Annotated in this window: 29 protein-coding genes and 5 tRNA genes; 18 read left to right on the top strand and 16 right to left on the bottom strand. The window is 56.8% G+C overall.

The window, feature by feature from the left end:
- Window positions 1–18: 18 nt before the first annotated feature.
- The 11 genes from BLIJ_RS08055 to BLIJ_RS08015 all read right to left on the bottom strand — a co-directional run bounded on the left by BLIJ_RS08055 (window position 19) and on the right by BLIJ_RS08015 (window position 7,770).
- Window positions 19–654: a hypothetical protein gene (locus BLIJ_RS08055; protein WP_012577868.1), complete on the bottom strand. Its 636-nt coding sequence runs from the start codon at window positions 652–654 to the stop codon at window positions 19–21.
- 15 nt (window positions 655–669) lie between these two features.
- Window positions 670–1,746, bottom strand: coding sequence for a hypothetical protein (locus BLIJ_RS08050; protein WP_012577867.1), 1,077 nt, complete (start codon window positions 1,744–1,746; stop codon window positions 670–672).
- An 8-nt stretch (window positions 1,747–1,754) separates the two neighbouring features.
- The gene (locus BLIJ_RS08045) at window positions 1,755–3,377 is read right to left on the bottom strand and encodes a phage portal protein (RefSeq protein ID WP_012577866.1); all 1,623 of its coding nucleotides are present in this window, start codon (window positions 3,375–3,377) and stop codon (window positions 1,755–1,757) included.
- 21 nt (window positions 3,378–3,398) lie between these two features.
- The gene (locus BLIJ_RS08040; RefSeq protein WP_012577865.1) at window positions 3,399–5,297 is read right to left on the bottom strand and encodes a terminase large subunit domain-containing protein; all 1,899 of its coding nucleotides are present in this window, start codon (window positions 5,295–5,297) and stop codon (window positions 3,399–3,401) included.
- The gene (locus BLIJ_RS08035; protein ID WP_012577864.1) at window positions 5,297–5,776 is read right to left on the bottom strand and encodes a hypothetical protein; all 480 of its coding nucleotides are present in this window, start codon (window positions 5,774–5,776) and stop codon (window positions 5,297–5,299) included. The genes BLIJ_RS08040 and BLIJ_RS08035 overlap by 1 nt, the downstream gene beginning before the upstream one ends.
- Before the next feature lie 527 nt (window positions 5,777–6,303).
- Entirely contained in the window at window positions 6,304–6,642 is a 339-nt protein-coding gene (locus tag BLIJ_RS08030; RefSeq protein ID WP_014484970.1) for an HNH endonuclease, read from the bottom strand.
- 90 nt (window positions 6,643–6,732) lie between these two features.
- A tRNA-Thr gene (locus tag BLIJ_RS08025) sits at window positions 6,733–6,806 on the bottom strand.
- A 123-nt stretch (window positions 6,807–6,929) separates the two neighbouring features.
- Window positions 6,930–7,001 (bottom strand) — tRNA-Trp (locus BLIJ_RS08020).
- 47 nt (window positions 7,002–7,048) lie between these two features.
- A tRNA-Ser gene (locus BLIJ_RS14385) sits at window positions 7,049–7,133 on the bottom strand.
- A gap of 132 nt (window positions 7,134–7,265) precedes the next feature.
- Window positions 7,266–7,343 (bottom strand) — tRNA-Tyr (locus tag BLIJ_RS14380).
- 335 nt (window positions 7,344–7,678) lie between these two features.
- Window positions 7,679–7,770: transfer RNA gene (locus tag BLIJ_RS08015), tRNA-Ser, on the bottom strand.
- A gap of 1,001 nt (window positions 7,771–8,771) precedes the next feature.
- Here BLIJ_RS08015 and BLIJ_RS08010 point away from each other — a divergent pair.
- The 18 genes from BLIJ_RS08010 (at window position 8,772) to BLIJ_RS07930 (ending at window position 16,957) form a co-directional block, all read left to right on the top strand.
- Complete coding sequence (locus BLIJ_RS08010; protein WP_025221588.1) at window positions 8,772–8,999, top strand: helix-turn-helix transcriptional regulator; 228 nt, start codon at window positions 8,772–8,774, stop codon at window positions 8,997–8,999.
- Window positions 9,000–9,211: 212 nt separating this feature from the next.
- A complete protein-coding gene (locus tag BLIJ_RS08005; RefSeq protein WP_012577862.1) occupies window positions 9,212–9,826 on the top strand; it encodes a lysozyme in 615 nt (204 codons plus the stop codon).
- 89 nt (window positions 9,827–9,915) lie between these two features.
- Entirely contained in the window at window positions 9,916–10,077 is a 162-nt protein-coding gene (locus BLIJ_RS14615; RefSeq protein ID WP_155245937.1) for a hypothetical protein, read from the top strand.
- Window positions 10,074–10,418 carry a hypothetical protein gene (locus BLIJ_RS08000; protein ID WP_014484967.1) on the top strand — a complete coding sequence of 115 codons (345 nt, stop codon included), beginning with the start codon at window positions 10,074–10,076 and terminating at the stop codon, window positions 10,416–10,418. The genes BLIJ_RS14615 and BLIJ_RS08000 overlap by 4 nt, the downstream gene beginning before the upstream one ends.
- Window positions 10,419–10,531: 113 nt before the next feature.
- Window positions 10,532–10,873, top strand: a complete 342-nt coding sequence (locus BLIJ_RS07995) for a hypothetical protein (RefSeq protein ID WP_012577859.1) — start codon at window positions 10,532–10,534, stop codon at window positions 10,871–10,873.
- A gap of 198 nt (window positions 10,874–11,071) precedes the next feature.
- Window positions 11,072–11,857, top strand: a complete 786-nt coding sequence (locus BLIJ_RS07990; RefSeq protein WP_012577858.1) for a hypothetical protein — start codon at window positions 11,072–11,074, stop codon at window positions 11,855–11,857.
- A 1-nt stretch (window position 11,858) separates the two neighbouring features.
- Window positions 11,859–12,200 (top strand): hypothetical protein, encoded by a 342-nt coding sequence (locus tag BLIJ_RS07985; protein WP_012577857.1) that lies wholly within the window; start codon window positions 11,859–11,861, stop codon window positions 12,198–12,200.
- Complete coding sequence (locus BLIJ_RS07980) at window positions 12,200–12,382, top strand: hypothetical protein (protein ID WP_014484966.1); 183 nt, start codon at window positions 12,200–12,202, stop codon at window positions 12,380–12,382. The genes BLIJ_RS07985 and BLIJ_RS07980 overlap by 1 nt, the downstream gene beginning before the upstream one ends.
- An 87-nt stretch (window positions 12,383–12,469) precedes the next feature.
- Window positions 12,470–12,769: a hypothetical protein gene (locus tag BLIJ_RS07975; RefSeq protein WP_012577856.1), complete on the top strand. Its 300-nt coding sequence runs from the start codon at window positions 12,470–12,472 to the stop codon at window positions 12,767–12,769.
- Window positions 12,770–12,844: 75 nt separating this feature from the next.
- On the top strand, window positions 12,845–13,129 hold the full coding sequence (locus BLIJ_RS07970; protein WP_012577855.1) for a type II toxin-antitoxin system RelB/DinJ family antitoxin: 285 nt from the start codon (window positions 12,845–12,847) through the stop codon (window positions 13,127–13,129).
- Complete coding sequence (locus tag BLIJ_RS07965; protein ID WP_012577854.1) at window positions 13,110–13,478, top strand: type II toxin-antitoxin system PemK/MazF family toxin; 369 nt, start codon at window positions 13,110–13,112, stop codon at window positions 13,476–13,478. Before BLIJ_RS07970 ends, BLIJ_RS07965 begins: the two co-directional genes overlap by 20 nt.
- 188 nt (window positions 13,479–13,666) lie before the next feature.
- Complete coding sequence (locus BLIJ_RS07960) at window positions 13,667–14,212, top strand: hypothetical protein (protein ID WP_012577853.1); 546 nt, start codon at window positions 13,667–13,669, stop codon at window positions 14,210–14,212.
- A complete protein-coding gene (locus BLIJ_RS07955; RefSeq protein WP_014484964.1) occupies window positions 14,209–14,436 on the top strand; it encodes a hypothetical protein in 228 nt (75 codons plus the stop codon). The genes BLIJ_RS07960 and BLIJ_RS07955 overlap by 4 nt, the downstream gene beginning before the upstream one ends.
- Entirely contained in the window at window positions 14,433–15,188 is a 756-nt protein-coding gene (locus tag BLIJ_RS07950; RefSeq protein WP_012577852.1) for a magnesium chelatase domain-containing protein, read from the top strand. Before BLIJ_RS07955 ends, BLIJ_RS07950 begins: the two co-directional genes overlap by 4 nt.
- Window positions 15,189–15,294: 106 nt before the next feature.
- Window positions 15,295–15,666, top strand: coding sequence for a hypothetical protein (locus BLIJ_RS07945; protein ID WP_012577851.1), 372 nt, complete (start codon window positions 15,295–15,297; stop codon window positions 15,664–15,666).
- Window positions 15,667–15,796: 130 nt separating this feature from the next.
- Complete coding sequence (locus BLIJ_RS07940; RefSeq protein WP_012577850.1) at window positions 15,797–16,141, top strand: hypothetical protein; 345 nt, start codon at window positions 15,797–15,799, stop codon at window positions 16,139–16,141.
- A gap of 154 nt (window positions 16,142–16,295) precedes the next feature.
- Window positions 16,296–16,556, top strand: a complete 261-nt coding sequence (locus BLIJ_RS07935; protein ID WP_012577849.1) for a hypothetical protein — start codon at window positions 16,296–16,298, stop codon at window positions 16,554–16,556.
- A complete protein-coding gene (locus tag BLIJ_RS07930) occupies window positions 16,553–16,957 on the top strand; it encodes a tyrosine-type recombinase/integrase (RefSeq protein ID WP_014484963.1) in 405 nt (134 codons plus the stop codon). Before BLIJ_RS07935 ends, BLIJ_RS07930 begins: the two co-directional genes overlap by 4 nt.
- Window positions 16,958–17,102: 145 nt before the next feature.
- On the opposite strand, the gene BLIJ_RS07925 is transcribed toward BLIJ_RS07930, so the two are convergent.
- The 5 genes from BLIJ_RS07925 to BLIJ_RS13065 all read right to left on the bottom strand — a co-directional run bounded on the left by BLIJ_RS07925 (window position 17,103) and on the right by BLIJ_RS13065 (window position 20,290).
- Window positions 17,103–17,594: a hypothetical protein gene (locus BLIJ_RS07925; RefSeq protein ID WP_012577848.1), complete on the bottom strand. Its 492-nt coding sequence runs from the start codon at window positions 17,592–17,594 to the stop codon at window positions 17,103–17,105.
- Window positions 17,591–17,848: a hypothetical protein gene (locus tag BLIJ_RS07920; RefSeq protein ID WP_012577847.1), complete on the bottom strand. Its 258-nt coding sequence runs from the start codon at window positions 17,846–17,848 to the stop codon at window positions 17,591–17,593. The genes BLIJ_RS07925 and BLIJ_RS07920 overlap by 4 nt, the downstream gene beginning before the upstream one ends.
- Window positions 17,845–18,624 carry a phage antirepressor Ant gene (locus BLIJ_RS07915; RefSeq protein WP_012577846.1) on the bottom strand — a complete coding sequence of 260 codons (780 nt, stop codon included), beginning with the start codon at window positions 18,622–18,624 and terminating at the stop codon, window positions 17,845–17,847. Before BLIJ_RS07915 ends, BLIJ_RS07920 begins: the two co-directional genes overlap by 4 nt.
- Window positions 18,621–18,863 (bottom strand): DNA cytosine methyltransferase, encoded by a 243-nt coding sequence (locus BLIJ_RS07910; protein ID WP_077323823.1) that lies wholly within the window; start codon window positions 18,861–18,863, stop codon window positions 18,621–18,623. Before BLIJ_RS07910 ends, BLIJ_RS07915 begins: the two co-directional genes overlap by 4 nt.
- Window positions 18,864–19,084: 221 nt before the next feature.
- Window positions 19,085–20,290, bottom strand: coding sequence for a DNA cytosine methyltransferase (locus BLIJ_RS13065; RefSeq protein ID WP_012577845.1), 1,206 nt, complete (start codon window positions 20,288–20,290; stop codon window positions 19,085–19,087).
- Window positions 20,291–20,292: the final 2 nt, after the last annotated feature.

Below are 20,292 nucleotides of genomic sequence, written 5' to 3'. Positions count from 1 at the left end.
TCGATTGAATGTTTGTGGTTACTTGGCGGAGCGGGCTTGGCGCCGCTGCTCCTGACGTGCCTTGGCGGCGGCGTATCCGTCTGCGTATGTGCCGGAACGAATCTTCGGGGCTCCCTCGCCACGGGTACGTGCCCCTTGTTCGGCCTTCTCCCGCACAGGTTCTGCCTTCACCGGAGACGTAACTGGATTGAGTGCCGCGTATTTTTCGGCCCATTCGGAAATCTTCTCCGGTTCGGTCTCACCGCACAGGGCGAACACGTCATCGCTGATCTGCGGGTGGGCCTTCTGGGCCTTCATGCGCGCGTTTTCCACCTGCAAGTCATGCAGCTGGCTCTGGGACTCCTCGTAGGCGGCTTCGGTCTTGCGAAGCTGCTCGTAGTTGTCCTTGGCCTGCTTCTCGTGCTTACGGGACAATGCCTTCCAGTCGGGGCCGTTTTCCGTCTCATCGACACTGTTCGCGGCAAGTTTCTCGGTGGTCACTGCGTTGGCGATGATGCTCTGGTGGGTCACGCTATTGGCGGCGAGATTGGAATCGGTGATGGGACCAGTGATCGAGCTGTTCGCGATGTAATCCGTACCGGTATTGGCCGTGACGGTCTGACCGGCGTTCTGAGAACCGTCCGTGACGGTCTGATTCTCCTGATTGTTAGCCATGATGGCCTTTCTTGGTTAGGCAGCGGTGCCGAGCATCGACTGCACTTGGTTGAGCAGGGCACGTTGGTATGCCCATGATTGCCTCAGATGGATCGACGGCTTGAACCTGTAGGTTCGGCCCTCGTATCTGAAGTGGACTTCCTTGCCGGTGTCGGACACCTGCTTGTAGCGTTTGGAGAACTCGATCGCACGGTCCTTCATCCGCTGGAACTGTTGGAGCGTGGTTTTCCGGTCCGGCGTGGTCCACTTGTCGGAATCCTTGCCGGGAACCGGGTTCGGCGTATCCCTCGCGTCCTGCGCCATGAGGATCGGGCCGAGTTCGCCGTGCGTGATGGTCTTGACCCTCACGTTCTTCAACGCCGCCGCCGTGGTGCCTCCGGCCTGTTCGTAGAGCTTTTTGAGATCGTCGGAGTTCAATTGGAATCCGGGATCGTAGTCGGAGCCCGCAGGGGCGACGCCGCACTTGCAGTTCGCGTGCAGGGGGAGCAGGGCTGCGGTCGAATACCATCGGTCTGCGGCGGCTATGCACAGGCCGCACGAACCGGAACGGGAAAGCTCCGGATGAAGCACCCTGCGGTATTCGAGCACCTTGCTGCCGCGATACCGGCCCAATGTGGCGTCGGTGGAGGCCCGTTCCACGTTGTCCCACACGTTGGTCTGCAATCGCTGCAACGCGGATTGCAGCCACTTGTTGACCTCATCGAACAGCTCATCACCCTTCTTGGGCCATGTTTCCGGCCTTATGCCGGGGTTCTTGACGGCCTCGCCGCGATAGTCTTCTGCGGGGCGTGCGGCCACCAGCCACGGGTCGGTGTTGACCCTCGGATAGACGAGCTGCTGCACATTGCCGGCGGGAGCGACGCCCACCATGCGCAGCGTCTGGTCAGCGTAGCTGATTCCCAGCCTGCGCACCTGGCCTATCAGGGCGAGTTCCAGCAATGCGAGCCTCGCGGCTGCGCCGTAGGTCACGGCGTCGTTCCACCAGTCGGCTGGCGTGAGGCTGAGCCACATGGTGCGGGCCAGCCTCACATACTCGTTGACGAGCCTCTGACGTGAGGATTGGAGCGCGTTGGATGCGACCTCCAAGGTCATAACGGCCATCATTCACCGTCCACGGTCGGGGGCTCATCCGCCTGCACCACGTCGTTTTCACTCGTGGTATCGGTGAACGCGAGAGAATCCGTCTCGTCGGGCAGGACGCCCGCCGACTGCTGGGAGGTCTTGCCTTCGATCATCGCGTTCTCGGAGGCCATGGCCTGAGCGAACTGCGTGTCCATGAGGTCCTGCATGGCCTCGGCTATCTCGATCTCGGTCATGCCGTAGCTGCGGCGCATGTTCGTCTTGACGGGAAGAATGCCCTTCGAATAGTTCGCGGCCTGAGCCTGCTCCAACTGTGATGGAGGGTTGATGGGCTTCCACACGGTCTCGAACCGTTCGCCGGCGGCGCTGTTGCCATCGGCCTCCAACGCCATGCGCATGAGACGGGTGAACCCGTCATTGGCACGCGCGTTCATGTCCTCGACCTTGAACACCAGACCCTCGCGCTTGAGCTGTGCGCCTTCCGCGCTGCCGGAAACGTCCGGGCTGAGAATATCCAACGGGGTGCCGGAGGAGGCGGCGAGATGCTTGATGTCGGAAGCCACGGCGGTGATGAGCGGGTTGATGTCCGTGACGCCGGACTCCCAGAACTTCGCGTCACCGGGAACCAGCCACAATGCGTCGGGCCCCTGCTGGAACAGATCCTTGTAGTCGATACGGTCTCCGGCCTGAGCCAAACCGTCACGAACCTGCGGGTCGGACTCCTTGTAGAACTGAGGCATGTTGCTCATCGACACGGCACGCTGCTTGAACGCCTGCAATTCCTGAATGCAGAAACGCTGGAAACGCTGCTGGTCGATGCTGCCCAATGTAGGGATATGCGGCTCGAACTGGCCCTTGCCGCCCGGCGCGTGCATGCGCACGATGGGAAGGCATTCGCATTTCTCCGCGAAATCATAGGAGCTTTCCGCACCGCCATCCCATTGGAACGTGGGTGACAGCGTTGGATGAATCTTGGAATCGTCGTTGGCGATGCCGTATATCTCCTCCTCGTCGCCTTCTTCAAGGAGGCTTCGGGAGTCGGTCTCGTTGTAGGCGATGCGGCAGTAGACGTCCTTCACGCTGCCGTCATCATTGCGTATCAGACGGTAGAGGGCGAGATATTCGCAGCCCTCGCTGGCCTTGTACCAGTAGTTGACCGCCGAATCCTCGTCCGAGGAGACGTACGTGTTCCACGGGCTGAGCACCGTGATATGCGATGGCAGCTTGTTCTTGTTGACCAGTGCGTAGGCGTTGCCGTATACGGCGAGATCGTGGAACATCTGACGGCTCTTCAATTCCATGCGGCACTGAGACCACATGTCGTCCGCCTTAGTGGAACGCATCGTCTTGTCGGCGATGAGCCGGAACCCGGTGGGCCGCTGGCGGTGTATCACCGCATCGGCGATGGCCTTCGCCAAATCCAATTGACAGATGGAGACGAACCTCTGGTAGACCGCGTAGCCGGACTGGTTGGTGCTTTTCGGAATCGATTTGACCGGCACCTGCTCCTTGCCGTCATAGAACGTCTTCAACGTGCATAGGGTCGGAATACGGGATACGAGGCCGTTCGCCAGCTGGGTCAGCAGCATGGCATCGCCGTCAGGCTCCTCGTCGCCGGGGATAAGGCTCTGCAGTTCGGCCAATGCGGCCTCCTTTCATCAGATTCACCAGACGCGCACGGGGGCGAACGACTCCTCTTCGTTGGAAACGGCGGCACCCAAGTAGATGTCGCGGGCACGGTAGGCGAGGAGCCCGGCCATGGCGGCGTCGATCTTATGAGGGCTGTTCGGGGTCTCCTTGAACACGAGGTATCCTTCGGGCTTGTCCTTGCGGCGTCCGTTGCGGAAATGGTCGATGAGCCGAGGGTCGGCGAACAGTTGGATGTTCGTCACATCGGGCTCGTCGTATTTGGATACGGTTCTCATGGGCTCGTTGAACGCGGCGCGCATGGTCTTCAGTTCGCTCATCACGTCACGCTTGTAGCCGTTCATCGGGAAGCGGATGTGCGAGCCGTTCGACCTCGGATACACCTGAAGCCTGTCGCCGTAATCCAATTCCCATTGCGCGATGTACGGCTCCCATTCGTCCGTGTCCGCGAACATGCCGACCACGTTGTAATGGTTGAACACCCAACGCACCCTGCCGTCGAACGAATCACGGTCAACACGCCATTTCGCGCCCTGCGGGCCGTCCGGCTTCTGCTCCAATTTGATGAGGAACAGCATGCCGTCGCGTATCCTGCAACCCACCAGCGCGGTGGAATCATCGGACACGGAACCGTCGAAGCCCAACGTGATTTCATCGGTGTCGGAGACCACCTGCTGCCAAGCGTCGTTCAACCGGTTCAGGTCACGCGAGGCGATGGCCTTGTCCACGATGTCGCGGTGAACCGCATGCGATTTAATCATGTCCTCGGTCAGCCACGCATCCACGGCGGAGGCCAACGAGTTCAAGTAGAACCTGATGGCGTTGTTCGGGTCATACGCGGGGTCGAGAATCTTCTTCACGGTTCGCCGCAAATCACACCAACCGTACTTCGAAGGGCCGGGCTCGACGCCCTCGTCCCTCAACGACCAGCCTTCGGCGGAACGCCCATCAGGGCCGACCGGCACCATGCGCCCATCGGGGAGAAAGATGTAGTCCTTGCCGTCAGGCGATTTCATCGCGGAACCGTACGCCTCGTAGACCGCATGCTCAAGTTTCTCGTCGTCGGCGAAATCGTCCAACGCCAAGTCGGCGTAACGATGGTCGAACAGCAAATCCTCCCAGCCGCGCAGACGGCCCTCCATGAGATCATGCGCCGTCTTGAACGCGCGTTCGGCCACGCTGTCCTCGCCCGGCTGATACATGGTCGTGGTCATCAGATACCACGGGTCGGCGGCGACGCCACGCTTCGTAAGATTCTGCGTCATGATGTCGAACAGGTCACGCAGGCGCTTGTTGTTGTACTGGTGAACCTCGTCGAAGCACACGAACGTCTGAAGGCCACCGTCCTTGCTTCGCGCGGCTGCTGTCGAATATCGAATCTCCATGCCGGTCTTCGGCCACAGGATACGGGTCTTACCCGCATCCATGCCATCGCCGGCAAGGAACCTCAGATACCCTTCGGTGCAGTTGTAGTAGATGGTGTCGTAGACCTCGCCGGTCTGCTCCTCCGCGGTGGCCAGACACACCACGAGAGGCGATTTCACGGGACGGCCCATCGGCTCGCCCTTGCGATACGTATAGGTCTTGCCGAGGAACGTGTAGGTTTCCCCGCCTTTCGCCCAACCAGCGAACCGGCAAGGGCCGAAAGCCTCGAACATGGCTATCTCGGCGGCGAAACCGCTCTTGTTGCAGCCCTTCGGACGGGCGAGGAACACCTGACCGAACCTACGCCTACCATTACGGTCGAGCGCATAGCAGTCGATGATGAACTGGAAGTATTCGGGGGAGTGGCGGATACGCATGCCCTTCGCGTCGCCGCGACCGATGAGCGTGAACGTTTCGATCCACCACACCGCAAGACGGCCCAGCGAACGCTGCCTGTCCTTCGCGTTGAGTTTCGGGATGACATCATGCATCAGAGCACCGCCCGCGCACGATCATCGAAATCGTTGTTCGGGTCATCGGGAATCTGGAAGCCCACGATCCCAGCGGCCATGTCGTTCGCCTGCGACTCCTCCATCTTCAGTTTGCGTTTAGCGTCGGGGGTATCACCATACTGGTTCATGGACTGGCGCATCTCCGGGGCCAGACCGTCATAGGAGCGTTTCTTGATGCTCTTGTCCATGACGGCCAGCTTGTAGAAGAAATTCCACCACTCCCATTTCGTGCGCAACTGGCGCGCCTGAGGGGTACGACGGAAAGCGTCATAGTATTTACGGACGAACGGGCTCCACACGCCATCAAGAAGATTCAGTTCGGAAGCGTCCGGTAGTTCGGGGCCGATGGGCTCCAATTCCTCGAATGTCCAATCCTCCGGCACCTCGGCCAGCGGCGCTCCGACCTCATAGCCGCCACCCGTCTTGGGCTTCGCCGCCTTCCTTCCGTTCCCAGCCATGACTCACCACTTTCGTCCCATGACGGGCTTCGTTCTGCAGAAGGCGCGTCAGACGTGGCGTCGCACGCACCTGTAATGGAAAATCGCCCGATTCTCGAACGATGGCTCACCACCGTCCTCGGGCGGGACAATCCACGCGGGAGTACCGGCGTCCGGACTGTCAATGTCTTTTGAAACCGGCTTGCCGCAACCCCTGCAAGTACCATCACACTTGGCCCAGATATCAGCCTCCGTGAAAGCCCCATACGTCATGCTCCGCACCGGCTCGGGAGTCAAAGGCTCCGATTCGATAATCGGATTGGGGGCACTGGCCAATGTTGTATACGGGTGCTTCGCCCGAAACCGTTGAAACCGCTTGCGACAAGTAGGGGAACAGAAAATCTTCGAGCATCGGGTCAACTGGAACGCCATACCGCACATCGGACACACACGGGCACGGATAGGCGTCACCGGCCTACCGGAATAAGCCTTGCGATTGTAATGGCTACGGCACAATCCATCGGCCGCGGCAAGCTCGCCGCAACCCGTTACGAGACAGTCCGTCGATACGCCGGATGCGAATACCATTCCTCTTCCTTCCGACGCTCCCTGTTCTTACGACGCTGTTCGGCGGACTCCTGACAGGTTTTCTGCTCGTGATGGTATTGGCACAGGGATTGCAGGTTCTCGGAGGAGTCATCGTCATGCGACGGGTTGCGAACCTTGTGATCCACTTGATTGGCCGGACGGCCACAGATATGAGTGAAACCGAACTCGTCGGTCACCGGCCACTGGCAGCGATGATGGTCGCGCTCCAATATCAGCTTGCGAGTCCGCTCCCAACCCGGATTGAACCGTTCCCTGCGATTCGAACTCGACCAAGCCATGACGACTCCTTGATAAAGGGGACGGTGCCGTCCGTTGCGCAGCATAAGCAGCGAGAGAAAGGCCGTGTTCTGCGGTCGGACGGCACCTAGAGGCAATGGCCGGACTCGAACCGGCGACCTGACGCTTACGAGGCGTCCGCTCCACCAAACTGAGCTACAATGCCATGCCTCCCACTAGAGGAAGGCTATTCAGTTATTGCCGTACGGCATGGCGTGAAGCCGCCGCCGGCGACTGGCGATGACTGAGAAGCTGTCACCGCCAAGAGCTGCCTCTTCTCAAGGCATCGCATACCCGGGAAGAATCGAACTTCCGTAACCGGTTTTGGAGACCGGTGCCTGAACCACTCGGCCACGGGCATATAGGTCGTAATATTTCGCTCGTCAGACGTCCGACCAGCCGTCTCCGCGGAGAGAGTGGGAGTCGAACCCACACGCCCGTAAGGGCAGACTGTTTTCGGAACAGTTGCCGCCGCCAATCGGCTGGCCTCTCCAAATCTCGCAACGCGCCGCACGAATATAATGCGACGATCTCCGGGCGCTACCCGACGTTCTCTGCGACCGGGGCCCCCTAGGTATTCAGCCCCAGTCCTAACAACCAGATATTTGGCACTACATTGCGATTGTGGCGGCAGGGAGAATCGAACTCCCATTGCCAAAGGCAGTCGGGTTACAGCCGACGCGCACTCCACGTGCCTACCGCCAGACCCCGATTGTGGCGCGACCCGTAGGTCATCCACCCCCAGCCCCTACGTAGCAGACCAGATCGGGAAAACAAAGGCCGCTTCATAGAAACGACCTAGGAAACTCCTTCTACGACATGTAGATGAGCTAAGAATTGCGAGGTGGTGGATTGCGTTTTACCACCAACGCCGAGCATGTGATGCACTAACCGTGTACCGCTGTAGCGTTCCTCGTCACACTTCCCCCGCTAAAGGGTGCCGCTAAGCCGTGACGCAGCCTTAACCCGGCATACATGCAATCCGGGTTTATTCAGCCAACCTCATAAAGCACCAAGGGAGCGACCCTCGATACTTCGCGGACGGTGCGAGATTCGAACTCGCGGAACGCCAAAACGACGTTCGGCGGCTTAGCAAGCCACTGCAATCAACCGGACTCTGCCAACCGTCCACACCGCGCCCCGGTTCAAGAAACGACACCAACACTGTCTGTTGATGTGATCTGAAGGCACGGCAAAAACAAAACCCCGACGCCAATGGCATACGGGGTGAATAATAATTTGTCAGGAATCTGAGCCTTGCTCCAATCCCCGACAATCCATCTACACGACAGTTTACTCATAACAAGCGTTGCAACAAGCGTTGCACAGAAACCGGAAAAGACCACAGCCCGAAAACCGTTGCAATCATTGGTGCGACACACCATGTCACGCTAATTCAAAAAAGTCTGGGAGCGGCATTCACGGGCGAAACCAGACACCTAGCGGCCAAATGTATAACGGGTGCCGGTACCCCTCTCCGCCCCTATGTTGGTGGTCGTGGTACCCGTGTGTGCATGTACCTATGCGTTGTTGCCTGAGTGTGAGGGTGACGTGGTGGTCGTGTTGTACGGCTGTCCTGACTGTCTCGTGTCCCTCTCCGTCTATCCGTCCGTGTGAGTCCGTCACGTGGTGGTGACGTGGCCTATCCGTCTGTGAGTTGTGACGTGGTGGTGTGCCTCTATGTCATGGCTGTGTCTGTGTCTGCGGGTCTGTGATCTGGTGGTGTGTTGCGTGGTGTCGTGCCGCGCGGTTTTTGTGTCGTGTTTTGTGGGTTTCGACACGCCGAGAGATGCGAGTGTTTGCAACGGGTTGCGTGGTGTCGTGCCGTACCTGATTTGCACTCCCAGTTGGGAGTGTGTATAGTGGGAACCACGCAAGGCGGAAAGCCAAGCAGAGACCACAGACCTCAGGGCGCTAGACAGGCTCCAGTCTGTGAGTCCAGAAGTTTGATAACTGAACAGTGATACCGACATCCCGGCTACAGGCCGGTGAGGGATAGCGAAGCAAGGCAGAGGCCTTGCGAGTAGTGCGGGGGCCGCTGAAAGAACGCGGTGCGATGGCATCAGAAACCCCGTCTGCGATTAAGCCAAAGGTATAATTGGGCTCACTGTAGCGAAGAGCGAGGTGAGCCATGAGTCTTAGGGAGTTAAGGCAGAAGCGAGGGCTGACGCAGAAGCAGTTGGCCGATAGGGTAGACGGTGTGAACCAGCAGCGCATAGCTGCTTGGGAGACCGGCGCTCGGAACCTAGGTGACGCCTCGTTTAACGTCGTCATCAAGGTGGCTGACGCGCTCAAGGTCAGTAATCCGCGCAAGCTGTTAGAGGCTGATAAGCCAAAAGAAAACACTAGCGAAAGCTAGGTGTGCGCCCTAATCAATTCTTTGCCTGACTGTGGGCATTGTACACAGTTGGCCTAGCTCACTGGGTTTATCCCATAGTCTAGGCACTGGGCCTATTGGCCTAACATAAATGCCCCGTAAGTGCGCCAACACTTGCGGGGCTGACCTTTATCAATTGAGAGATTAAAAAGGCGGTACTCATTGTACCGCCTCACATGGAAGTGAGGACTATCATGCGTAAGAAGTTTGTTGCGGCTGTTGCCGCGTTCGCCGCCCTGTGCGGCATGGTGTCGGTTCCGGCCAATGCCGCCGAGACTACTCAGCCTATCCGTGAGGACGTTACCCCTCACGTGCTGGTTCCGATACCAGTGCCGGAATCCAAGCTTGTCAGTGAGCCGGAACCGGTGGATATTGACGCTCTCGCCGCCGCTGTTATCCGTGGTGAGTACGGTGACGGTGAGGCGAGGCGTGCCGCTCTCGGTGATAATTATGACGCTGTACAAGCGCGGGTTAACGAGTTGGTGCCGGTTGCCGCGCCGGTTGTCAGCCAGCCGGTTCAGGCCGCGCCGGTTGTCAGCCAGTCGGTACAGTCCGCGCCGGCGCAGTCGGTGCCCCAGGCCGCGCCGCGATCCTACACATTTGAGGACGTCTACAATCTTGCCGTCAACTCGCCCTACTGCGAGCTCGAAGACGGTTCCGACCTGCCGCAGTGCTATTGGCATGACGGTGCGGGCGACGGTAGCGAACCGCCTTACACGGATATCGTCTATATGCCTGACGGTTACGGGTACCAAGCTCATGAGGACACCATGACGGTGAGCGTATTCGCGCGTAACCCGTGGCTGTGACCTTTTACATGTCGGGCGGCATTCTCCGCCCAAGTTCATTCAGTCGCGCGGCTGTCTCCGCGCTTCATCAATTCAAGGGAGATTCAACAATGTCTATCGAGGAAATGTGGGACGCGCTAAAAGATGATTACGGTGTGTCCGAGCAGACTTTGCAAGTTGTCACCAATATCAACGGCTACAGTACCGACACCATGCATGACGTGCTGTACGCGGTAGCCGCCGAACGTCACTTCGATGGCGAGGTGGCATGATGGCACGCTATCATTACGCTTTCTACTGGACTTACGGTGTCGGCAAAAAATGGGATGACGGGTCATGGCCGGGGTATCTCATGGTGTTTGATTCGAGGGCTGAGCGTGACGCTTGGGTTGCCGACGACGTTTTTGATGGCAACTGGCATCGTGAGGCCATCACGGCAAAAGAGGCGCGTCATATCATGGCGGACACGGTTATCGGTTTCGACAATGATATGGCCGTCCGGTACGACCGTAGTCGGTCGGCTGTTGAACGGTATGCTTCGACTGTCGAACTGGTCAGGGCATGGCGGCGTGTTGACATGCAGAATAACCCGGCTAGGTATTACGCAGAGTGATTGCCGTGATCGACCACTGGGGACGCGGCTACATGGTGCGAGTCCATCGTTAAATCAATCGTTTCGGGGCATGGCATGGGAGCCGTGCCCCCGCTGTTTTAAGGGAGCTAACAATGATTACCGCTAAGGATATTACGGATATGGTGGAGCGTGTTGACGCGAAACTTACGCCTAAATGCCGGTATGACGGGTTTCAGCCTTGTGAGGGCATCTACCGTCTGGGCGATTACGGGTATGTCACCGAAACCGAATATAACGCGGCTTTCAAAGGCGAACCCTACTGGGCCCAGGACGCTTACATGCTGGAAGGCAACGGCGTAGGGTGTGGAAGAATCGCCCGACTCTACAACGACGGCGACGTTGAAGCGTTGTCCGATTACATCAATGAGCGTTTTGATAATGACCAGATGGACGACGTTTTCTACACTGAAGCCACTGAGGATGGCGAGTGTTGAGAGTCCGTCATGTTCTGCTTGTGGCCGCGCTAGTCGCGGCCACTCTCTTTCTCAGGTGGGTTGGTTTTATCCAGCCGACTCCCCAATGTTCCACGCCTTACGGCGTTAACGACACTGCCACTTGCGTGTATGGCGATTACGCCTATCACCGTGGCGTGCAGATCTGACAATCGATTTTTTTGAAATGAGGTAAACAAAATGAAGAAGCTGGCTAATGACCCGTCGCGTAACGTGAATGCCGTGAGCGGCATGTGGGTACGCTTGCGTAAGGACAATAGTAAGTATGACGTGCGGTATGTAAACGCCCGGCTGAAGCGTATCTGGCGATTGTCGGAAACGTCCGCTGGCACGTCTTGGAATGTTCAGGCCAAGGGTGAGAAGAAATACGCCGAACTATTGGATGGTATGAAAGCAAGCCAGTCCGACCTTGAACATGGCTGGTTTCTGGTGCCTGACAATGAGCGTAAGGCTTACGGGTTCACGGTTCCCGTGCTGACGGGGATGGATGCTAAAAGCGTTTCCGGTATCACGGTGGCTGATTTTGAGTCCCGTTGGACATGCGAGAACGAACGGTTTACGACTATTGACCATTGGCCTAAGCAAGGTATGGTGCGTCATCTGCCGCCTACCGAGGTTGAAGATGAAAGCAAATGGGCTGGTGAGGATGAGTTTCTTGATGATGAACCGGCCCCGATCACTCAAGAGATCCCTGAAGTCCCGCCCAAGGTCAACACGTTTGCCGTGTCCTACGCGACTCTGCCTGACCTGATGATGGCTAAGGAATGCCCGGAACTGCAAGGTTTGGGCCATATCAAGGCGTTCCGTACCAGCAAGGGTAAAAAGGTGGCGTACATCGCTTCGGCCAACGGCAAATGCGTAGTCGCCTACCGTGCAAGGTATGAGCGTGGCAGTGACAAGCAGTTAGAACAGGCGGTGGCCGATTACGTGGCCGTTGCCCGTAACCTGTGGGCTAAGGCGGCGTGACATGAGCGAGCTGAGAGACAAGGCCACGCGACTGTTGTTGAAGTCGGCGTGGGAAATGGCCGATGACAACGAAGATGAGCTATCCGCCGTGTTCGATGGTCAGCATGGTTTCATCGATGATTTACGCCGGCGCGCGATGGACACCTTGGAGGGTGTCGGCTGTATGCCCAGTACGCCGCCTGACAATGATGAAATGGAACGTTTGACCGCTGATAGCGGTTTCACGTTGGACGTGCTGGATAAGAGAGCGCGTGAGGTTTACGACTGTGCTTATTCCACCACGTATCAGCGTTATCAAACCGCTATCGCCATGCTTGTCGATGATTTGCTGGGAGTGCTGTGATGGAAGTCAGGATATCCACGGCGAAGATTCGTGAGGTGCTGGAATCGTCCGGTTGCGCCTACACTGCCGGGAATATCGCGGCCGTGCGTGCCAACATTCCACTGCATACGTCCGATCTGATTCTGGCGGCGTTGAACGCCACCGATTTACCCGATAAGCGGTTTGCTTTGCCGCTGTTCTAAGTTCTTGCCGTCCAGCATTTTTCCTCACTTCCGCTGGACGGCATCCCATACCTATAAACCAAACCAATACTTTTTTAGGAGATTACTATGAGCGCCACTATCAAACTTACGTTGATCGATTACCGCGTCCGAGAATACTTGGACGACTGGCGGAGTAACCTTATGATCACCCAATACGTGTATCCCGATGGCGAAACTCAACAGTTCATGAATATGTTGGGCGAACTGGACGGTGTGGCACACGATATTGAGGCACAGTATGAAGACGTGTTCTCGTTTGATGATTACGCCGATTTGCTTGGATCTCTGACACCTGAATGGCGTAAGGCGTTCCCTGACGCGCCGGACGGGTGGAAACACAAGGCGGGTGAGATTTACATCTACTAGTAAAAATTCGGATACTATTCTATCCCAATATGGTATATGATTGATACCATCTGTTAACCGTTAAGGAGGTTTATTATGGGTAAGCTGGTCGCCAATATCGATGATGATGTCAAGGCGCGTGCCGCCGCGCTCTACGATTCCATGGGCATGAGCCTGAGCACCGCAGTCAACATGTTTTTACGCCAGTCTCTGGTGGACAACGGGTTGCCGTTCAAGCCGACGCGGCACACGCCGGACGGCTATCCGGTGCCGCCTGTTCACAATGCCTACATGTTCGAGCGTTCGGAGAAGGGCCATGTGATACTGCCCGCCGATTGGAATGATTCGGAGGATGCTGTCTATGACCAGTACGCCAAGTGAACCGCGCCTGTATGACGTGTGGCTGATGTGGGTCGAGTTTCCCGACCATCCCGGTATCGGCAAGCCGCGTCCCGTGGTAATCACCGAGGTTGACGGTGATCTGGTGTCGGGTATCGTGGCGAAGATAACCGGCAACACTGATTGGGATGAGGCCGGCGACGTGCCGCTGCTCGACTGGAAGGCCGAGGGGCTGTTGAAGCCGTCACTCGTGCGCTGTTCGCAACGCTTCTACTTCAACAGGAGCGAACTGCTGCAATGGTTCGGACGACTCTCGTTGAGGGACGCGGAGCATGTTAACGACGGATTGGAAGCCACGTTGGACATTCCACCATACAGGCGGAGCGTATAGCCGTTATCGTTTTCATGGCCTCATGGACTTGTTCTATGAGGCCATTCTTATAGAAACCATCATTTAGAACCGCATCATAGGGCTTTCTATGGTGCGGTTTTCACATAAATCAGCATTTAGACGGGACTTTAGAGCGTTCTATTGTTCCGTCAATCGTTTTACCGAACAATACAAAGGAAGGTTTTGTCATGGAAGACAAGTTGGAGAATTTGCAGGCGTTGATTGAGGGCTCGGGGCTAGGGGATGTATGCCAAAAGGTGCGGGGCATGTCCGAGGCGCGGGTCCTGTGGGTATTGGATGGATATAAGGTTGATGGGTTGCCGTCCGGCCGTGAGTTTTTCATCGAATGGGATTCGCTGGAGCACGTACAAAACCAGTTGAGGGAGCTTGCGGACGGCGGCTATGACGCCGACGATGACGTGGCCCAGATGATGAATGACCTTGTGCCTGTCGATACGGCGTACAGTCGTATGCGCAAGGTCCGCGCCAGCTTGAAGTTTTTCGCCGCGATGGCGGAAGACGACGGTATGGAGACCTACCGTATCTCCCAGCATGTCACGACAATCGAATACCGGCAGGTCAAGGCTCCCAAGGGATTGACCTTCGCTGAACTGTGCGATTGGGTGGAGGAGAACGGTGACGGCGATCTATACGACGTTGACGATATCGGCAGTGACGTGTTCGCCGCCAGTCGCCAGGATGGTACGGAACTTGATTCCAGGGAGTCGGAATGATTACCGCTGTCTACCGTTATGAGCGTTTCGACCCGGCCACGAACACGGAACTGTGGCGGCGCATACCCGGCTGGAGGTTGCGTCTCATGTGGCTTCAGGCATGGGTAAAGCGCGATAAGGCGGCTCGAATCTCATATCGGGCTTGGCTGTACGCGAATGCTTCGGGCGGCGGTCAATGGTTGGCCGCTGACATGTTGGACTGGAATCAGGAGGTAATCAAATGAGCATCGTATGCAAGACAATTAACACGACCGGCAAGCACCTGTATGGCGTCACGGTGGAAGCGTTTCTACGAAAGGGACTACCATATTTCAGTCTTATCGGATTACCGGACGCAAGCCTATCCGATACGCGAGAGCGTATCAAGGTCGGAATGCAAGCAAGCGGTATCACATGGCCCGACTGTCGCATCAACGTGAATCTTGCGCCGGCGTCAATGGGCAAGGCTGACGGAATTTGTGACCTTGCCATAGCGTTGGTGGTTCGAGGGCTGGCTGAATACAATAATAATCCAGATTATGATCTCCACGTCTACCTGGCTGGGCTTAGGGGGCTTGTGGCTATCGGCAAAATCAATGCCGATGGTGACGTGCATTCCACTCCCATTAGCGCCAAGGACGTAGTGGCCTACGCGGTTAAGCATGGCGCGAAGCGTGTCTTGGTGCCATACTCGAGCTTTCTGGACTATCTCAGCGTTGAGGATAGCGAGGCGACTGAGATTGATTCTTGCGTTATAAAAGGCGTTGAAATTCTTGGCATTAAAAATCTGACCGAGGCTTTCTCAGTCGTTGACGGTTTCGGGAACGCCGGCAACTCGGATATCGGCGGTCTGAACACCAAGCGTATGGAAGCTGCCTTGCATGAGGTGTGGAAATGGTATGACGAAGCGGGGGAGGACGGGGAAAGCTATGTGCTTGACCCGGATAATCTCAGCAAGTTCGCCGCCGATCTATGCAAGGAATACTCAAAATCTTGATACACTGAAGGCCATAGGACTATCTTGTGACCTTCTGGGAATTAGCAAACCAAAACACAAGGGGCACGGCGACTGTCGTGCCCGAACATTTTTCAGGAGGAATATCATGCCTACTCACGTTTCTCAGAGCGTCAGGGAACTCAAGGAGCTGGGTCGAAACCTGTACGCGGCCATGAGGTCAGATTTCGAGGTTAACTCTAACGCTTCGGCGCTTCCGCTCGACTATTTCGAGCGTATCGTCACGTGGTATCAGGCTCATAAAGGCGACGCAACCATGATGGACGATGTGATGGAGGCTTGCGGCCGCGCCGGATTGTCCGCAAGCGACGCTGACGAACTCCGAGATTACGCGGACACGCTGTTCCAGGACGGGAAGCTCAAGGTCGAACGCTTGTGGGAGCTGACTTCTGAGTCAATGGACGAGTGGGGCGATTCCACGCCCGTGCCGAGCCGGTACACCGACGCTAAAAAGTGCTAGACTTGACCATTACCGGCGTTCAATGCCGTGTTGTCACCCGGTTTCCGGGCGTGGATTGAAACATTCTTACCATCAGTGCGTCCCGAGCATATCGTTCGGGACGTTTTGCAACCATACCCAAGGAGCTACCATGACTGACTTCGACACGCTTTTCGACGCAACCAACAATGAGAGCGGAATCATCATATTCCCCAACAATGACGTGATTATCGGCAATTGGACGTATTCGGGGCATGGCGTCCCCCGACTCTCCCCGTTCGGTGACACGCTCGTTTCCACCGGCACCATCGATAAGGCTGAGGATAAAGGCTTGGTCAATATCAAGGATTATCTCACCGGATTGGACGGTTTCGACATCGTTTATGACAGGAATGATGATTACCCGCAGATCAAGGCCGATGACATGGCGAGATTGTGGGAGATCGTCAACAATGACGAAACCCTACGGGTGCTTGCCCCAGTCGATTGGAACTAGTGCGTGTCCGGTGCTAATTGACGGGCGGTTACCACGAGTAAAAAAATGCGGCCGGAAGATTAGGCCCTTCCAGCCGTATGCCAACAAAACCATTCAACGAATTTGAGGCGTGCACTAGCATAGCACGCCTCACAGGAAAGTGAGGAAATTTATCATGATTACATTCCGCTTCAGCCTCTATCCGGCAGACGGTGCCGACAAAGTGTACGAAGACGACCCTTGGTGGCTGCATTCCGAAACCGAGGACACTGACGGTATCGAGCCTATCGCGTTCACACCGTCCGACCCCTCGGGCCCCGATTGGTCGCCGGATATCGACAAGGCGTTGAAGGAGGCCGGATACAGGCGGCTCAGCGACATCTCTTACGATGAATACGATTCCACGTTCAAAGCCGAGAAAGTGGAAGAGGCATGAGCCGGAAGAAGAAACTGCGGCTCACCCCATCATGGTTGCCGGTCATCCGCGATCATCTGGTAGAGGATGGCCGGCAACGCGCCGCCAAGGCGGTGGAACGAGCGATAGGCGAACGTCGGAAAGGGCCGCTGCTTGTCTGGAGGGGCAAGCGCGTCACCTATCCGCAGCTTGCCGGCGTCGTGACCAGCCTGGGCGAAAAAGTGAAGGCAGCGCGGAGAATTACGCCGCACTCGCTGCGCCGCTCATTCGCCACGGAAGCACGACGCCGCAAGGTCCCCGACAGGGAGATCATGGCCTCAGGCGGCTGGAGCACGCGCGAGATGCTTGACCGCTACGACATGAACCGTCTGGCCGTCACCAACGAGGCTAGCCGAACCGTGGCGGAATCGTTAAGACGATAACAGATAATCGATTATCTGTTATAGAATGACGATGCTAATAACTGATAACCATAAATATGGGCCCGATTATACAAGAAAACCCGTGGAACACTCGGAATAGAGTCGTTCCACGGGTTTTTGAGCATTCTCATGAGATAATGTCCGTTCATTGTGTTTCTCCGATCAGTTGTTCCATTTCACTCACGTTGTCCTGCTTGCGTTTCAACGCCACGCAACGACGTATCCACTCGTGTTTGCGCTGATAGACGTTGGTTATCCCATCGTTGCCCAACAGTTCGTTGCATGAGCAGACAAGCTGGGGAATATCCGACTCGGTATCCGGTTGCACGGTGGGTTTCTCCCCGCAGACAGGGCATTCGGGAACTGGCACGGCAGCAATTGTCCTTAACAGTCTGCAACCGGTATTCCACTTCGGAACGTCCTTGCCCTCAAACGGGGCAAACGAGAAGATACTCGCGGAATGATCGCACCACTCCGAGAGCAGCCACACGGAGTCTTCCTGACAGTAGTAGCGGGTAAGGATGTCGTCGTATACATACTTCGGCTTGGGTGTGCGTCCGCAGATAGGGCATGGCTCCAACACCGGTAGCTTAGGTTCCGGCTCCTCCAAGTGCAGCAGTCGCTTCAGCCAGTTCATACGTTCCTCGATTCCATCGACTCGTTGAACGCCTTCTGGAACGCATAAACCCCGGCTTTAACGGCCTTTTCGACGGAACCGTCGGGCGGCAGCGTCACTGTCACGTGCGCGCGTGGCTGCATGTCGTCGCCTATGCACACGCTGTCCGGTTCCAGTTCGCCCACCACCGGGACTTCCACGGTGAACGTGGCTAGTTGAAGCGCCTTGGAGTACAAGCTCAATTCCACTTCCGTGGTACCAAGATTGATGCTCATTGAGTAATCTCCCTGTGTCCGAGGAACTTGTTGACGAAGAACGTCTGACCTTTGCCCGTGACTTTCGGCGTCTTGTTGATGGTCGTGTGACCGTCCGAGTGAACCACGGTGGTTTCCTTGATCTCGAACAAGCCCAATTCCATAGATTTCTGCGTGGGCATGTTGCGAGAGCTGCCGGTTTTCATCAGCCATCCGTTGTCCCTCAGCCACGCGAACAAGCGAGTGCCGCCAATATCCACGCCATTGCCTTTCAGGACTTTCGCCAAGTCGCCCACAAGGATGCTGGTCTTCGAGGTTTCCACAGCGTCAGCGAACAACGCTTTGGGACGCATCCGTTCGACCTGTGCTTGGGCCTTCTCCTTTTCCGCCCGCTCCTGTTTGATTTGCGTGGCAAGCCGGATAAGGAAGTCGGGTTCGGTGACTGCCTTTTCCAAAGTCGATTCGGTCATGTACGCACCATGCCTGCGAATCGATGGCAGCACCTCATGCGTCACCCAGCGTTGGAACTCCTTCGCCTCCGGCTTCCGCGAACGCATGACCAGACGATACAGGCCAGGCTCACTAATGATGGTCTTATTCGGATTGCCTCTGGTATTTCCCTCCGTAATTCGGAGGGTATTCATCTCGTCGGAATCAAGGCTTTCTCCGAGATGATTGGTATCGATGCCGAGGATGTCGCATACGTCCTTGGCGACGAACCAAGGCTCCCCCGCCTCATCGGTCAAGGTACGCAGTGCAGCGCCTTTGAAGTCGAATCGTTGTATTTCAGTGCTCATTGGTTGTCCTTCTTGAAAAGTTCCTTGTTGTCTTCGACGAGTTGAATTCCTTCGCCTATCCATCTCATGACCGGAACGGCCATTGAATTCCCCAACGCCTTGTAACGGGGGCTGTCCGGCGAATGCTTTTTGCCTTTCCACGGGATATCCGTCCACCCGTCCGGGAATCCCTGGAGCCGTTCGCATTCCAACGGGGTGAGCCTGCGAACCGTTAAACCTTTCATCGAATCCTCTTCCATGTATAGGTATTGGTCGTTGTGCGTGCTGAGTGTGGCGGAAAGCTCTTCCTGTCCCAGGAATCCCTTACCCCCCCGCTTTCCCTCCGCGTATTTTGAATGCGAGACTCATGTTCGCCTCCTGTCGATCAGTAGTCGCCCACCGTTGATGGACTGGTTGTCGATGAACCGTTTGCTTCCGTCAGTGGCGCACAGCGCGGGGAACACGTCATCTCCGTTGCTTGTCATGATGGGTATATGATCGGCGCGTCCTTCGCGGAGTGCGCCATCAAGGTCGGCGCGAGGTCGGAGTCCAATGCGGCGTTCGCCTGGCTGTCCGCCCGGCACATCACTTCTCTCTCTCTCTCGATTCCAGCCACCGCATGTCTATCGGTGGAAGTCAATGTGAAAGCGCCGTTTTCGTCCGGGTCGGCAACACCAAGCTGGTATCCGCCGTTCATTGGGCCGCGACCGATGATGTTTCCCGCTATCTCGTAGACGGCTGGATTATGGTCGGTGCTCAATGTCGGACTCACATCACCGATCGCCAGACTGCGCGAGCGTTCCCCTTGATTCCATTTGAACGCTTTCACAAGTGGAACGTTGTTCCCACCGGTTCCCATGTGGCTGGTGAGCGTGTTCGACACGTCTGGATGGTTCGACGCCTGGAACCTGCCGTCCTGCTGGTGGAAGTCCAGCATGACCGCATGCTGGTTCTGCCCGCCATGCTCACGCGCGTTCAACGTCGGCATCACGCCGTCAGCCGCATACACGCGGCGTGCCTGGCTCTCACCGGGTGTCAGGCATTCTCCAACGTGTGAATCTGCGTTTCCAATGACGTTCGCAGTTCCACCGGTAAGGGTTTCCCTCTTCTCTCGGCTCGACGCAGAATCCCAGCACAGGCTTTCGCGCTCAAAAAGAACCGGGGCGGCACGTCGCCAGTCTCGAGTGTTGATGACAAGGAACACACGCTCGCGTCGTTGGGCCACACCGAAGAACTGAGCGTCCAGCACTCGCCATGCCGCCCCGCCATCAGGCCAGAGTTCGGCCACGGCTTCAAGGAGCGATTGGAAAGCCCGTCCGTGTTCAGCCGACAGTACTCCGGGCACGTTCTCCCAGACGATCCATTCCGGATCAATCTCTGCGCAAGCTCGGAGATATTCGAGCATGAGCTGGCCGCGTGGATCGTCCAAAGCCTTCCTGAGGCCGGCGATCGAGAAGGCTTGGCAGGGGCTTCCTCCCACAACGACATCTGCCGCATGGTGGTATTGTTTCCAGTCAACTTTGGTCATATCTCCTAAATCTGGTACTTCCGGATAGTGTTGTCTGAGCACGGCTTTGGGAAATGGCTCGATTTCCGCGTATGCGATTGGCTTCCACCCGAGCTGGCGCCATGCGACGGTGGCGGCTTCGATCCCGCTGAACAGGCTGATGTAGCGTATCGTGCTCATGC

Source organism: Bifidobacterium longum subsp. infantis ATCC 15697 = JCM 1222 = DSM 20088 (assembly GCF_000269965.1).
GTDB classification, from domain to species: Bacteria; Actinomycetota; Actinomycetes; order Actinomycetales; family Bifidobacteriaceae; genus Bifidobacterium; species Bifidobacterium infantis.
The sequence above is the reverse complement of the archived record's forward strand: the minus strand, read 5'-3'. Positions and strand labels throughout refer to the sequence as shown.

Bases quoted from the DNA above. Each gene is read 5' to 3' on its own strand.
- BLIJ_RS08055 (WP_012577868.1), bottom strand. From the start codon at position 654: ATGGCTAACAATCAGGAGAATCAGACCGTCACGGACGGTTCTCAGAAC.
- BLIJ_RS08050 (WP_012577867.1), bottom strand. From the start codon at position 1,746: ATGACCTTGGAGGTCGCATCCAACGCGCTCCAATCCTCACGTCAGAGG.
- BLIJ_RS08040 (WP_012577865.1), bottom strand. From the start codon at position 5,297: ATGCATGATGTCATCCCGAAACTCAACGCGAAGGACAGGCAGCGTTCG.
- BLIJ_RS08035 (WP_012577864.1), bottom strand. From the start codon at position 5,776: ATGGCTGGGAACGGAAGGAAGGCGGCGAAGCCCAAGACGGGTGGCGGC.
- BLIJ_RS08030 (WP_014484970.1), bottom strand. From the start codon at position 6,642: ATGGCTTGGTCGAGTTCGAATCGCAGGGAACGGTTCAATCCGGGTTGG.
- BLIJ_RS08010 (WP_025221588.1), top strand. From the start codon at position 8,772: ATGAGTCTTAGGGAGTTAAGGCAGAAGCGAGGGCTGACGCAGAAGCAG.
- BLIJ_RS08005 (WP_012577862.1), top strand. From the start codon at position 9,212: ATGCGTAAGAAGTTTGTTGCGGCTGTTGCCGCGTTCGCCGCCCTGTGC.
- BLIJ_RS14615 (WP_155245937.1), top strand. From the start codon at position 9,916: ATGTCTATCGAGGAAATGTGGGACGCGCTAAAAGATGATTACGGTGTG.
- BLIJ_RS08000 (WP_014484967.1), top strand. From the start codon at position 10,074: ATGATGGCACGCTATCATTACGCTTTCTACTGGACTTACGGTGTCGGC.
- BLIJ_RS07995 (WP_012577859.1), top strand. From the start codon at position 10,532: ATGATTACCGCTAAGGATATTACGGATATGGTGGAGCGTGTTGACGCG.
- BLIJ_RS07990 (WP_012577858.1), top strand. From the start codon at position 11,072: ATGAAGAAGCTGGCTAATGACCCGTCGCGTAACGTGAATGCCGTGAGC.
- BLIJ_RS07985 (WP_012577857.1), top strand. From the start codon at position 11,859: ATGAGCGAGCTGAGAGACAAGGCCACGCGACTGTTGTTGAAGTCGGCG.
- BLIJ_RS07980 (WP_014484966.1), top strand. From the start codon at position 12,200: ATGGAAGTCAGGATATCCACGGCGAAGATTCGTGAGGTGCTGGAATCG.
- BLIJ_RS07975 (WP_012577856.1), top strand. From the start codon at position 12,470: ATGAGCGCCACTATCAAACTTACGTTGATCGATTACCGCGTCCGAGAA.
- BLIJ_RS07970 (WP_012577855.1), top strand. From the start codon at position 12,845: ATGGGTAAGCTGGTCGCCAATATCGATGATGATGTCAAGGCGCGTGCC.
- BLIJ_RS07965 (WP_012577854.1), top strand. From the start codon at position 13,110: ATGACCAGTACGCCAAGTGAACCGCGCCTGTATGACGTGTGGCTGATG.
- BLIJ_RS07960 (WP_012577853.1), top strand. From the start codon at position 13,667: ATGGAAGACAAGTTGGAGAATTTGCAGGCGTTGATTGAGGGCTCGGGG.
- BLIJ_RS07955 (WP_014484964.1), top strand. From the start codon at position 14,209: ATGATTACCGCTGTCTACCGTTATGAGCGTTTCGACCCGGCCACGAAC.
- BLIJ_RS07950 (WP_012577852.1), top strand. From the start codon at position 14,433: ATGAGCATCGTATGCAAGACAATTAACACGACCGGCAAGCACCTGTAT.
- BLIJ_RS07945 (WP_012577851.1), top strand. From the start codon at position 15,295: ATGCCTACTCACGTTTCTCAGAGCGTCAGGGAACTCAAGGAGCTGGGT.
- BLIJ_RS07940 (WP_012577850.1), top strand. From the start codon at position 15,797: ATGACTGACTTCGACACGCTTTTCGACGCAACCAACAATGAGAGCGGA.
- BLIJ_RS07935 (WP_012577849.1), top strand. From the start codon at position 16,296: ATGATTACATTCCGCTTCAGCCTCTATCCGGCAGACGGTGCCGACAAA.
- BLIJ_RS07930 (WP_014484963.1), top strand. From the start codon at position 16,553: ATGAGCCGGAAGAAGAAACTGCGGCTCACCCCATCATGGTTGCCGGTC.
- BLIJ_RS07925 (WP_012577848.1), bottom strand. From the start codon at position 17,594: ATGAACTGGCTGAAGCGACTGCTGCACTTGGAGGAGCCGGAACCTAAG.
- BLIJ_RS07920 (WP_012577847.1), bottom strand. From the start codon at position 17,848: ATGAGCATCAATCTTGGTACCACGGAAGTGGAATTGAGCTTGTACTCC.
- BLIJ_RS07915 (WP_012577846.1), bottom strand. From the start codon at position 18,624: ATGAGCACTGAAATACAACGATTCGACTTCAAAGGCGCTGCACTGCGT.
- BLIJ_RS07910 (WP_077323823.1), bottom strand. From the start codon at position 18,863: ATGGAAGAGGATTCGATGAAAGGTTTAACGGTTCGCAGGCTCACCCCG.
- BLIJ_RS13065 (WP_012577845.1), bottom strand. From the start codon at position 20,290: ATGAGCACGATACGCTACATCAGCCTGTTCAGCGGGATCGAAGCCGCC.